At 56.6% G+C, this 12,849-nt stretch carries 8 protein-coding genes; all 8 read right to left on the reverse strand.

The window, feature by feature from the left end:
• Nucleotides 1-202: 202 nt before the first annotated feature.
• A complete protein-coding gene (locus MHH78_RS19730) occupies nt 203-1,774 on the reverse strand; it encodes a glycoside hydrolase family 3 N-terminal domain-containing protein (RefSeq protein WP_341168520.1) in 1,572 nt (523 codons plus the stop codon).
• A 30-nt stretch (nt 1,775-1,804) separates the two neighbouring features.
• The gene (locus tag MHH78_RS19735; protein ID WP_341168521.1) at nt 1,805-3,694 is read right to left on the reverse strand and encodes a DUF4838 domain-containing protein; all 1,890 of its coding nucleotides are present in this window, start codon (nt 3,692-3,694) and stop codon (nt 1,805-1,807) included.
• Nucleotides 3,695-3,963: 269 nt separating this feature from the next.
• Nucleotides 3,964-5,127 carry an N-acetylglucosamine-6-phosphate deacetylase gene (locus MHH78_RS19740; RefSeq protein ID WP_341168522.1) on the reverse strand — a complete coding sequence of 388 codons (1,164 nt, stop codon included), beginning with the start codon at nt 5,125-5,127 and terminating at the stop codon, nt 3,964-3,966.
• On the reverse strand, nt 5,124-5,900 hold the full coding sequence (locus tag MHH78_RS19745) for a glucosamine-6-phosphate deaminase (RefSeq protein WP_341168523.1): 777 nt from the start codon (nt 5,898-5,900) through the stop codon (nt 5,124-5,126). Before MHH78_RS19745 ends, MHH78_RS19740 begins: the two co-directional genes overlap by 4 nt.
• 182 nt (nt 5,901-6,082) lie before the next feature.
• Nucleotides 6,083-9,139: a CBM96 family carbohydrate-binding protein gene (locus MHH78_RS19750; protein ID WP_341168524.1), complete on the reverse strand. Its 3,057-nt coding sequence runs from the start codon at nt 9,137-9,139 to the stop codon at nt 6,083-6,085.
• 85 nt (nt 9,140-9,224) lie between these two features.
• On the reverse strand, nt 9,225-10,793 hold the full coding sequence (locus MHH78_RS19755; RefSeq protein WP_341168525.1) for an extracellular solute-binding protein: 1,569 nt from the start codon (nt 10,791-10,793) through the stop codon (nt 9,225-9,227).
• 42 nt (nt 10,794-10,835) lie between these two features.
• Entirely contained in the window at nt 10,836-11,705 is an 870-nt protein-coding gene (locus MHH78_RS19760; protein ID WP_209870928.1) for a carbohydrate ABC transporter permease, read from the reverse strand.
• A 15-nt stretch (nt 11,706-11,720) separates the two neighbouring features.
• Nucleotides 11,721-12,647 carry an ABC transporter permease gene (locus MHH78_RS19765; protein ID WP_051478139.1) on the reverse strand — a complete coding sequence of 309 codons (927 nt, stop codon included), beginning with the start codon at nt 12,645-12,647 and terminating at the stop codon, nt 11,721-11,723.
• Nucleotides 12,648-12,849: the final 202 nt, after the last annotated feature.

The raw sequence follows: 12,849 nt of genomic DNA on the forward strand, positions 1-12,849 counted from the left end.
AAGGAGAGCAATTGACGTTTTTCTAGGTGCGCGAAGCGAACTCTCCAGCTAAGAAAGATACCCCGCAGCAAGCTGCGGGGAGTTTCATTTGTACATTCTACAGCTATCGTTGAGTCCCTCTGCCGGTTGATGTGGTTTCGTTTCACGGAACCTCTGAGAGTCAGTCTCTATAAACAGATTTAAATCTGATGCTGTAATAGTCTCAAACGGCTGCTTCCGTTCCCTGTATAAGCACTTCTACCAGCGCCTTAAGTGAATAATCTGAGGTGGAGCATAGCAGAATGCTGCCCGAACTCTGCGGCAGGTAAGCATCGTCATAAGGATTGCGTAACACCAGGTTCAGCAGCGGTCCGGCATCGGCAAGCTGTGCCGCAAGTTCGAGCTGTCCCCGGAACAGATGGGCATTCAGTGTTCCCTGAATTACTACATGACCGGCAGCCTGTGCACATAAGGCCGCGATTTCAGCGGCTTCGGGCTTCATGCTGCAGTATTGCAACTGTACGGACAAGCCCTCAGCTTCCAGCATCGCAGCCAAAACGATTGTCTGGCCGCCGGAGTTGTCGGCAATCGTAAGCTGCTCCTGGCGCGGCAAGATCAGCATATATGGGCGCGATGGAGACAGTGGCAGCAATTGCTGCGGATCGCGGCTGATCTTGACCGTGCGGCGCGCATATTGTAGGGTCGCCTCATTCCATCCTTCGCGCGGAATGGGCCGGGCCGCCGCCCGGTATTGCCGGAATTTCGCATAGAGGCGGAGGATGCGGTTGACCGATTCGTCTATTCTGGATTCAGCGATGTCACCATCCAATACAGCCTTACGGATGCCGGCCATGACCCGCTCCTGGAATTCCGGCGTATGACACATCAGAATCATGTCGTTGCCGGCCAGCACGGCAAGTACGCCCACCTCATCCGGGTTGAAATTCTTCTTGATCGCGCCCATCTCGATGTCATCGGTGCAGATGATACCCTCGAAGCCCAGCCTGCTGCGCAGTAAGTCTCCGGCAAAGAAGGGGCTCAGTGAAGCAGGCAGTCCTGCCGACTCGGGAATGTTAGGAAATACGAGATGTCCCATCATGATTGAATCGGTCCCGGCTTCGATGGCAGCGATAAATGGCAACAGCGGCCCGTTCATTAATTCCTCCAGCGTCAGTTCACACTCGGGGAGGACGACATGGGAATCGCCGCTGACCTGTCCATGGCCGGGGAAATGCTTGGCCGTTACCGCTACACCTGTCTCGTGCATCCCCTGAATATAAGCCTTGCCGAAGGCGGCTACGACTTCAGGGTCTTCGCCGAAAGAGCGCACCCCGACAACCGGATTGTCAATATTCGTATTCACATCCAGTACTGGCGCCCAGTTCATCGGGATGCCCAGCGCGTGGAGCTGGCTGCCGATGATTTTACCCTGGAGATAGGCGGTCTCAGCATCCAGGCTTAATCCGGCAGCACGGTTGCCTGGGATGTAAGGATAGAAGGTCTTGAACTTGGAGAGCGTGCCTCCCTCCTCATCGATCGACACATAGTAAGGCTGCGGAATGGCGGAGTCTCCGGCAATGGCCTGAACCTCCGCCATCAGCTTCAGCGTCTGCTGCTCATCCTTCACATTATGAGGGAACAGGCCAATCCCGCCGAACCGGTTCTGAGACATCCGTTCACGGAAGTCAGGCTCTGCTGCTGTGGAGGGGGTTCCGACCACACACATCAGGGAAATTTTGTCCTCCAGACTCATGGCTGCCGGAGCTTGTGGTGATTTCACTTCATTCAGCTGCATAACTGTTCCATCCTCCTGTCGGTTTGTTTGCTAACCCTCGCTATGGACAAGGCCCAGCTCCTGATAGAGCGTCCGTTCCAGATAATCATGCAGATAGAACCGGGATCTCACGAAATGCTCGGCCATATCGCGGGGCTGGTATTGCAGAAGCGCCTCCAGCATCCGGGGCCGGACCGCTTCGCGTCCGTTATGGTTACGGGTGTAATTGTTCAGCAGAGAACGCCATTCCGCGCTATCGCCCGGGTACAGCTCCCAGCGGTAGGCATACTTATGGATCGCCCTGGAGCGGTCGGTGGCCACCTCGAAATCATGCATGATCGCGATCAGCTCAGCGTAGCCGTGATTCCGCTGCACCTCCTCCCGCAGCTTCCAGATGATATCGTAGTAATCCTCTAATTGGTAATTTCCCAGCCGCGCATGACCTGTCTCTGGAGTTATACCATGGAACAGCTCCAGGAAGCGGTCGATGAACGTACCAGCATCTGCCCGCCGGTTCCAGGCGAGATCGGCATGAAGCAGCATCGGATACCAGGTGGTCTCGAATACGCCATAAGGAACGCCAAGGCTGAACGGCCCGGTCCAGTTCGTAGCGACCATACAGCGGATATCCAGCTTCTCAGCTGTCTCTGCCCACTGCAGCAGATTGTCGGTCCGGTTATCAATGACCGGGTAGTTCTGATGCTCCGCCCAGTCGAAGCTGCGGACCGCAGGTGCACCCATCACCTCAATGCCGAGCGCTCTGAACTTACGGGTCAGGGAAGTAACCTCCGCTTGTATGTTGCGGCCGTTATAGATCCAGATCATTGCTGCACTGCGCGGATCAAGCTTCGCCAGCTCTTCGGGCGGGCATTTGTCCAGCATGTCATGCCAGAAGATGGGCTGCCGTCCCCGGCTGGCTGTGAATTCGATCAGGCGGTTCAGGAAGGAGATGAAGGCCCGTTCCCGTACGCCGCCGAATTCCTTCCGGCACGCTTCACATTCGCACAGGCTGTACACCTCGTCACAACCCAGATGAATATAACGTGATTCAGGATGGGCATCCATCATCTCCGCCAGCAAGCTTGTAATCAGTTCATAGGTCTGCGGATGGGACGGGCAGATCTCGCCAGTAGATTCCTCTGTCTCCCGTAGATGCTTCCAGGCGTCATGGCGCAGCACATACTCCAGATGGCCGAAGCTCTGCTGCAGCGGAATAATCTCGATATAATGCTCCTGGGCCGCAGCCTGGAGCGCCTCCAGCTCTTCCCGGCTAAGCGCGTGCTGCGGATGAGCGAATTCCCCGTGCGTCTGGAATGGGAACTTGTCCTCGTATTCAATGAGCACCGCGTTCGTCTTGTAGCTGGAGAATTCAGCCAGATATTCGATCAGCCGCTCCGGCTTCGAGAAGGTCTGGCGCAGATCGAAATTCATCACCCGAAGCTCTGTATCGGGCCAGTCCGTAATGGACATCGCCGGAATACTGCCGTCGCCGTGCAGGCTCTGCAATTGCAGCAGCGTCTGCAAGCCGTAATAGAGTCCGGGGGCGTCGAGTGCGCGGATTACAGCTCCGTTTGCGCTAACGTCCAGAAGGTAGCTTTCCGCCCGGCCCTTCAGTGGGGACAGTTCTGTCTCATCAGGATCAGCAGCCGAAGCCCGGCCGTTAGTCGGTCCCGCTTCTCCAGGCACTGCCTGCGCTGAAGTGCTCTCAGTCTCCTCCGTTCCCTCGATTCTCACAATCTCCTCAATCAGCAGCGAGTATCCCTCGCCTGCTCCCGAGACGACGGCGGTGACTTCCCTGCCGGGAAAAGCCCGCCGGCAATGAAGCACCAGCCGGGGATCTTCCACTTCCATGGCCAGCCGCAGACGGATTTCCCCGCCGGCCCGCCATGGCTCCTTCTCTGTCAACCTTACCTGCTTCGGCTCGGGTATTAAGCTAAGCATCGCTCTCTCCTCCTAGTACATCGTCAGGTTTAAATTTATGGATTGGATCAGTAAGGACGAAACCGCCTATTATTGTGTTCGGTTTTTCGACTACATCGGGCCCACTCGCCGTCTCCGTTCCATATGTAATCGGTTTTTCGACTACATTGGGACGGATGGCCTCATTGTGACCACTCCATTACATTTATCTCTGATTGTTCGGTACGAACGCAACGTCCTACCTTATCGCGTTAATGAAATGGGATCAGTTCTTTTATTCTGTTACTCTCCTAGTCCTTCTTGGCCGCTGTAATCCGGCCATTCTTCCACACTGCCTGAATGTCCAGGGCTCCGCCGTTCTTGCGGAAGCCGATCAGATCTGCTGGGGCATCGGCGGTAAGTCCGGCAGCCTGCGGGAGCCCCAGCAGCTGGGCCGGGTGAAGTGAGGCGCAGTCGATGGCGTCCTCCAGCGGTGCCAGCCCGGACCGGGCCAGGTAGGCCACCTGGTCCGCCAGCATCATGGCTGATCCGGCCAGCAGCCGTGGATGGCCGGCCAGATGCAGCCGGCCTTCCGGCGTCAGCACCACGTCGCCGCCGATATGCAGCCGGTAGGCACCGGGTGCCATGCCGCTCAGCGAGACGGCATCGCTGACCAGAATCGCCCGGCTCTGCTTCACCCGCAGAATCACCTTCAGCAGCGTATCCGGCAGATGGCAGCCGTCGGCAATCATGCAGCCGTACAGCTCATCGGCAGCTAGTTGCTCCCACAGATAGTGAGGATGGCGCGGCAGAGTAAGATGCGTACCGTTGCCCAGATGAGTAGACATCACCGCCCCTGCAGCCACTGCTTGCCGGATCTGCTCCGGTGAGGCCGCCGTATGTCCGATGGAGACCCTCACGCCGGAAGCGGTGCATCTGGAGATGAAGGCTGTGGCTCCCGGCCATTCGGGCGACACGGTAATGATCCGGATCAGCCCCGCCGCCGCCTCCTGCCAGCGGCAGAAGGCCTCCCAATCTGGCGGGCAGATATGCTCCAGGGGATGCGCGCCTCTCGGACCGTCCTCCGGCGACAGGAACGGTCCCTCCAAATGGATGCCTGTGATCAGCCCGGCGATATCCGGCTGTGTCCGCACGGCTTCAGCAATCACGGATGCTGCCTGGACGAGCTGGTCCGACCCGTTCGTAATCAGGGTAGGACAATACGAGGTAACTCCCCGGGCCAGCAGGCAGCGAGAGAGTCCAGCCACGGTCTCCGGTGCAAGCGGCAGCGTATTGAAGTCAAGCCCCCAGCCGCCGTTCACCTGCAAATCAACCAGCCCCGGCGCAAGCCAGGGCCAATCGGCCATATGCGGACTCTCGGCCAGGGTATGAACCGCTTCAATGACGCCACCGTTAACGTGGACCTCGAGCGGCAGGCCGGTTCTGTAATGTCTTCCCGAGATCACACCGTTCATGAGCCGAAGGCATCCCGGTCGGTAAATAGTGTAATGGCGGGATGGGTCCGCAGTAGGCTCGCCGGGCACGCAGTGCTGAGCGGGCCATGAAGCGCAGCCTGCAATGCGGCCTGCTTGGCCTTCCCAGGTACAATCCCGAACAGATGACGGCCTGCCATCAAGGCGGGCACGGTCAGCGTCAGCGCATGAGTAGGGACATCGTCCAGCGTGGCGAAGCAGCCGTCATTCACCTGCTGCGTCCGGCAGGCTTCATCCAATTCAACCGCTTTAACAAGCAGCGGATCGGCGAAATCGGCTACAGGCGGATCATTGAACGCAATATGCCCGTTCTCCCCGATGCCGAGGCAGACGATATCAATAGGGGCTTCATTCAGCAGCGCCGCATATCTCCGGCACTCCTCATCAATACTTCCTGTCCGGCCCAGCAGCTCGATTCGTCCGGGATTCACCCTGCTGAACAACCGTTCCTGCAAGTAGTTCCCGAATCGCTGGGGAGCCTCTGACGGAAGACCGATATATTCATCCATATGAAAAGCATGCACCCGGGACCAGTCAATCCCCTGCTCCCGCACCAGCCCCTCATACAGCTCATTCTGTGACGGAGCTGCGGCAAACACAATGCGGACCGGAGCCTGGGACTTCCCCTGCAAGTCTCTGATTCGCTGCCCAACTGCTCCTGCCACTGCAGCACCCATCTCGCTGCGCTGGTTATAGACCAGAACGCGCATACGCTCCACCTGATGCTCCTCTGCCGGATCCATACTATCATTCATAGCTACGTCATCCCTCCTTATTGGGGTGTGGCAGGGGCGGGGGCCGCCCCTGCTTGTTACACTCATCCAGTTACACTCATCCAGTTACACTCTTCCAATTACGATCTTCTCGTTACTCTCTTTCACTTAAACTCATCCAGTTCTACTCTTCCTGTCACGCTCTGTCTAGCGCATCCACTCGGTTACAACCCGCTACTCACCATCAAATATGGCTTGTTATCCGAATTCTCAGAACTGCCCAGCGTTACAACGATTCCCGCAGTATTAGGGTCGCTCCACTGAAAGGTCGGCGTAAGTCCAGCCGCCGCTGCCGCGACAACATAAGCGGTCACATCCGCGCTGTACCACCCGGACCCGGTGACCCGGACTGTTCCGAGATTCGTTCCGCCGCTGACAGGGCGGTTATTCCAGGTAATTCCACTCTCGGTCCACTGCGTTCCGGTGTAGCCCTTCAGAGCAAGCGTAACCGGAGAAGCTGGAGCAGCGGTAACATAGACGTTCAGCGTTACGGACTGCACCGCCGTCCCGGAGAGATTCAGCTCTGCCTTCATGAAGGCGATACGGTCGCCTCCGCCCTGTGCGTTCGGAAGATCGGCAACCTCCAGCACAGGCTCCTGCCCGAAATTAGTCGAGGGCTGATGTTCATGGACATAGGCATCCATGGTCACCGGGATCACCGGATCTGCCGGAGCACTTCTCTCGATATTCAGTAGATAGAGATCTGCCGTTCCATCTTCGTGGTACACCAGGACCGACACATCAGCAGGCTCTGACCCGATCGTAACGGACGCGGCCGTTCCCGATGCCACGGGCAGTCCATTTACAAGCGCCGCATCCGAGGCCTTGGCGGTAACCGGTGTGACCTGCAGCGAAGTTACATTGCTGTTGACTGTTACGGTATAGGATTTGTCACTTGCAGAGAAGGGCTTGTCCCACTCTCCTGCCGATAACGTTAATCCGCTAAGCCCTCCATGCGGCAGCAGCACGATGGTGTGCGGAAGGTCATGGGCGCTGGCATAATAATATCCGGCAGCCTGAACTCTTCTCGGCTCGAACCCGGCCTGACGGTTCTGGGCAATCGCCTCTGAAGTGAAGGCAGCCCGTCCATCCGCTCCTGTAACAGCCGCCGCGTAACGGCCTGCCGAATAGGTGAACCGGCCTTCTATAGCGGCCCCTGCGAGTACTGCCCCTGTGGTATAGTCACGCACTTTCATGGAAGCTGCCGCAGCGGTTCCAGTATATGATAGCTGCATATCTGTCACGATCATCGGCTTCAGCGCTGTGCTACCGGTGACCGCAGACACTTCGCTGGAGAACGGCCCGATATTACCCGCCAGATCGCGGGCGGCGATACGGTAATAATAAGTCGTCTCCGGGAGCAGTCCCTTGTCCTGATAATTCAGGCCCCGGGCAAGGCCGGCGATATCCGCAGAGGTTGGCGTGAAGCCGGATACTGTGCTGCGGTAGATGATGTAGCGGTCAACCTCTAAGTTGTCAGTAGCCATTCCGTAATTCAGCCTTATGCTCTGATAGTCGCTGGCAACAGCGGACGGTGTGCCCGCAGGAGCAGACGGCGCTTCATGGTCTTCCGGCGCTGTCCAGAAGACGCCGCCCGGTCCCCAATAGGAAGGTAATGCCCGGTAGGAATCATAATGATGGACAGCGATTCCGCCGAAGGCGCTGCTCTGCCCGGAAGCGGCGTAGACCTTGTCCAGCTCTGCTTCCATGTGGCTGCGGCCTTCCTCCTGGAAGGTGATGGTCTCCGGGTCACCGCTGTTTGCAATATCCAGCGTCTCTACCCCGATGACTACAGAATTCGGCTTGCCGATCGCCTCGGCATAAGCCAGCTCACCAGCTGCGCCGGCAATGATGCCCGCTGTGCCATCTGCGGAATCCCGGTAATCCATGATCGAGATATAATCGGAGATATCCTGGATATGCTCGGACAGCCATTTCGTCGTGCCGTTCCACTGGATATTCGCCCCCTGCTCGGAGGAATCGTACCATTTAGGGACAGCAGGGCCGAAGGGCAGCCGGATACCGGCTGTATCCCGGCGGTCAATCATTTTGCGCAGGCCATCCAGGTACTCCTTTTGCAGGAATTTGCTTGGGTCTTTGAAGTCCGGGGAGATATAAGGCTCGATGTCCACATTGATTCCATCGAACTTCTCATCCGCATCCACCGCAAGATTGTAGTTGATAATCTGCTCGATCTCCCGTACGGCATGACTATGGTAGCGCTCATAAGCACCCATATAAGCCGGGGAGGTTCCGCCTGCGACAAGGGCATGGACGCTTAAATTCCGCGCATGCGCCCAGCGCATGAAGGAGCGCAGCTCATCCTCCTGCTCCTCCAGCGCCCGGTAGCCCGCGTAGTTGCCCACAGCCAGATACAGCGTCGTCACCGGCTCTGATCCGAAGGTTGCGGTGTCCGTAACGAAGGACTCCAGCACCTCCCGAGAGCCCGGATTCAGCAGCAGCTTATAGCTCTCCGGCTCCCAAATCCACATCGCCCGGTCCTGATCGGGCAGAGGAACCGCCGGCTCATGCGTGCCGGCACCGACCTGCGCATAAACGGTCGGACTGTAGCCGTAACGTCCGGGCGCATTCGTTGCCCTTGCCTCCAGGCTGATCGTGCGGTCATCGATGCCCGCCGTATTCCAGGCATATACATATTCCGTGCCGTTATAAGCGGCCTGCTGCCACGGTCCCCGGTTCACCCGGACCTGCACGGCCGAGACCGGCGCAATCGATTCTGCCTGAACGGTTACCGCCACCTGTCCGGTCACAGCAATCCCTTCGTCCGGGCCGGTAATCGTCACCACTGGCGCAACGCCTGCGGAGTTGTTCACCTCAAGGGTGACGGACGGACTCCACACCCCGTAGCGGGTGGAAGTATCCAGCCCGCGGGCTACCAGCTCCACCGTACCGTTGTAACGGGAGGTGTCGAGCGTATAAGACCAGCTGCCGCTGTCATCCCCGTCCGGGTCATCCAGCAATACCTCGAACTGGGCTGTCCCGTTCACATATAACCGGACATCGTACAGCCCGGTATAGGTGCCGCTGACCTCCACCGGCCCGCCGGAGGATACATATCCCCCGGGCGGTTCATCCAGTGTAATGGTGCCTGCGGCCCGGGCTGTGCCCGGGGCCATCACTGCTGAGATTACCAGAATCAGGCCGATCAAGGGCAATATCCATCCAAGCCGTTTACCAAAGCCTTGCAGCCTTTGCTTCATAAGCGCCGCCTCCTTTAATGGTCAAGCGAATAGCCTGATTGCCTAGCCTGTGCTTCAGCGTTTCTTCCCTGCGGTCAGCACCCGGTTACTTGCTGCCTAATTGAATATTCTGAACGCGGTCGTAAGCTTCCTTATATGTCGCGAGCAGCTTGTCTACTCCGAGATTGTTAATCTCCTCGACATACTTATCCCAGTCCGCCAGCTTACGGGAACCGGTCACGAACTTGGCAAAGCTCTCATCACGGTGCTTCTTGATCGCCTGTCCGGTGATCGAGATGACTTCATTCTCCTTCTCGGTGAAGGCCGGACGCGGCTGCATGTTGGCCGGATCGTATTTGACAGCCTCTTCATAAGCGTGCTTCAGGTCATCCGAGAACAGGGACAGATGGGCGTTGAAGTCAATCCACGTATACGTTCCGCTGGTCTGAAGTCCCGTCTGCTTCCGCATCTCAATCACATCGGTATATTCCGGCTTGAACTTGATCGTATCGCCTTCCTTCACATACGTCTCGCCTTCCACACCCCAGCTGCTGAGCGTCCGGCCTTCTTCCGAATAGAAAAAGTCCATATAACTCATGATATCTTCGATATTCTTGGAGGTCGAAGCAACCGTCAGACCGCCCTCCATGTAATGGAAGTAAGGATTCAGCTGTTTGCCGCCCTCAAGCCCTGCGGGAGGAGCCAAGAACTGCATATTGAATTCAGGATTCTCCTTGCGCATCGCATTATTGAAGAAGTCCACACGGCTGATATAATCCACGGTTACAAAAGACTTGCCGGTAGACACCATGTCCTGCCACTGCTTGGTCTGCAGCGAGAGGAAGTCCGGCGGAATCAGCCCTTCATCGTAGAACTGCTTCCACATGCCGACCATTTCCTTGTAGCTGTCCTCTGTCGGCCCATAGCGCCATTCTTTTGTATCAAAATCGTAGTACGCCCCTTCGCCTGTTCCATAGTTGACCGTCATGTTCGTGTTCATCTCATCGGGAATCTGGCCGTAACGGACCGACAGCGGGTAGCTGTCCGGGTATTTCGTCTTGAGCGTCTTCAGAGCCGTATGCAGCTCATCATAAGTCTTGGGGACTTGAATGCCCTCCTTCTCAAAAACATCCTGGCGGTACATCCAGATCATCCGGTTCGTCTCTCCGAAGCCCTGGTTCGGGAACATATACATTTTGCCGTCAGCGGAGAGTGCGGCCTTCGCCTCATCCGGGTATTGCTTCATCCAGGCGGTCAGATTCGGCAGCTTGTCCATGTATTCCATCAGGTCTACGAGTGCGCCCTGCTGGCCGAATTTGTTCGATTCCTTGCGGTTGGGCATATACATCAGATCCGGCAGCGCATTGGAAGCCACCGCCAGGTTCAACGCTTCAGCCAGCTTCCCGGAAGGTGTCTGCACCTCCAGCGTGACGCCGGTCTGATCCTTGATCCAGCCCCAGACCGGCCAGTCCTTGGAATAAGGGAAGGTGGCATTGTTGTCCAGCAGTGCGGTGAAGGTGTGGGCCTGCTTCGCTTCCGCAGTGGCAGCTCCAGATTCTCCGCCCGGTGCAGCTGTGGCAGCAGGTGAGGCATTATTGTTATTGCCCCCGCTGCAGCCGCTCACCAGGATTGCAGCTGCCGCGAGGGGCAGCATTACAGACTTCCATTTGTTCATTCTTCATCTCTCCTCTAAGTAGTAGTTATGGTTCAGACCGGTTCAGCCCTTCACTGCACCGATCATGGCGCCTTTGACAAAATACTTCTGAACAAACGGATACACCGTGAGTATCGGCAGCGTAGAGACCATAATCGTTGCATATTTGAGCGACTCTTCAACGACCTGGTTGTCTCCCCCGATTCCGGTCACATCCCCCGAGCTTGCGCTTCCCGCCAGCACCAGATTGCGGAGCAGCACCTGTAGCGGGAACAAATCCGGGGTACGCAGATACAGGAGCGGATAGATGAAGTTATTCCACATGCCCACTGCGTAAAATAAAGCAATAGTGGCGAAGGACGCTTTCGACAGCGGAATGATGATGCGCATGAATATCCCGATATCATTCAATCCGTCGATGCGCCCGGATTCCTCCAGCTCCTTGGGAATGCCCGAGAAGAAGGTGCGCATCAGAATCAGATTCCAGGTGCTTACCGCGCCCGGCAGGACCATGCCCCATACGGTATCCACCATATTCAGGGAGCGGACCACGAGGAAGGTCGGGATCATCCCGCCGCTGAAGAACATCGTCACGACGATCAGCATCGTGAAGGTCTTGCGCAGCGCCATATCCCGGCGGGAGAGCGCATAGGCCCCGGTAGACGTAACCACCAGCGAGATCAGCGTGCCGAGCACGGTGTAGATCAGCGTGTTTTTATAGGCCGTCCAGATCTTCGGGTCTCCAAGCACCAGCTCGTACATCTTCACATTGAAGCCCTTGGGCCAGAACGAGACCGTATTCTTGATGACATTGATATCGCTGCTCAGAGACACCGCCAGCATGTGCAGGAACGGATAGAGCGTAATCACCACAACGATCAGCAGAAAGAACGTGCTGACAATATTAAACAAGGATATTCTCGGTGATCTCATCACCACACCTCTTCTCTACCATAGACTTGTCTCGCTGACCCGGCGGCTGATGTAATTGGCGCTATAGATGAAGATCAGGCTGATGATGCCCATGAACAGGTCGATCGAAGCGCCATAGCTGAAGTTCCCCTGCTCCATCCCGACCCGGTATACGTACGTGCTGATAATGTCGGCCGTATCGTAGATCGCCGGGTTCTGCATGAGGAATACCTTCTCGAAGCCAATCTCCAGCACCTTGCCGATATTCAGAATCAGCGTGATGACAATCGCCGGTGAGATGCCGGGCAGTGTGACATGCCATATTTTGCGCATCCGGCTGGCCCCGTCCATGTCGGCTGCTTCATAGAGCTGGGGATCAATCGCCGTTAATGCCGCCAGATAGATGATGGTCTCCCAGCCGATATGCTGCCAGATCTCCGAGAGGACATAGATCCCCCGGAACATTCCCGGCTCATTCATGAAGTTAATCGGTCCGATCCCGAACGTGCCCAGCAGGTTGTTAATCAGGCCGCCTGTCGGCGACAGGAACATAATGACCATGCTCGCCACAATGACATTCGAGATGAAATGCGGCAGATAGCTGACCGTCTGCACGAACTTTTTGAACGCGGCCTTACGGACTTCATTCAGCAGAATGGCCAGAATCACCGGGGCAGGGAAACCGAACACCAGCTTGTACAGACCCAGGAGCAGGGTGTTCTTCATCAGCGGCCAAAAGTCAGGATTCTCAAAAAACATCCGGTAATACTTCAGCCCCACCCAATCGCTGGCCCAGATTCCTTTAAACAGATTATAATCCTTAAACGTAATGACGAGGCCGAACATCGGCGCATACCGGAAAATCAGATAGTACAGCAGGCACGGCAGGAACAGCAGCCATAGCGTTTTGTTATGGTTCCAGGTCCGCAGCAGACGCCCTTGACGCCGGTAAGGATCTTTCATTTCCTTTCGCAAGTTGTCTTGTACTACACTCGTTTGAGCCATAGGCATTCCCCTCTTGTTCTTAATGATGGCAGCTCGCTGAATGTCAGCTAACTTCCCCTCTGTTTCCGGGGTTTGTCTCCGAATTATAGCGGCAAGTCTTTGGGAAGCGCTATCAGCATGTTATATATCTTTTCGCCTTATTTGCGTATTTCCCTAGAAT

Origin of the sequence: Paenibacillus sp. FSL H3-0333, from assembly GCF_038002805.1 — a bacterium.
Taxonomy (GTDB): domain Bacteria; phylum Bacillota; class Bacilli; order Paenibacillales; family Paenibacillaceae; genus Paenibacillus_AQ; species Paenibacillus_AQ silagei.

Coding starts and splice junctions, on each gene's coding strand:
- MHH78_RS19730 (WP_341168520.1), bottom strand. CDS start 1,774: ATGCAGCTGAATGAAGTGAAATCACCACAAGCTCCGGCAGCCATGAGT.
- MHH78_RS19735 (WP_341168521.1), bottom strand. CDS start 3,694: ATGCTTAGCTTAATACCCGAGCCGAAGCAGGTAAGGTTGACAGAGAAG.
- MHH78_RS19740 (WP_341168522.1), bottom strand. CDS start 5,127: ATGAACGGTGTGATCTCGGGAAGACATTACAGAACCGGCCTGCCGCTC.
- MHH78_RS19745 (WP_341168523.1), bottom strand. CDS start 5,900: ATGAATGATAGTATGGATCCGGCAGAGGAGCATCAGGTGGAGCGTATG.
- MHH78_RS19750 (WP_341168524.1), bottom strand. CDS start 9,139: ATGAAGCAAAGGCTGCAAGGCTTTGGTAAACGGCTTGGATGGATATTG.
- MHH78_RS19755 (WP_341168525.1), bottom strand. CDS start 10,793: ATGAACAAATGGAAGTCTGTAATGCTGCCCCTCGCGGCAGCTGCAATC.
- MHH78_RS19760 (WP_209870928.1), bottom strand. CDS start 11,705: ATGAGATCACCGAGAATATCCTTGTTTAATATTGTCAGCACGTTCTTT.
- MHH78_RS19765 (WP_051478139.1), bottom strand. CDS start 12,647: ATGAAAGATCCTTACCGGCGTCAAGGGCGTCTGCTGCGGACCTGGAAC.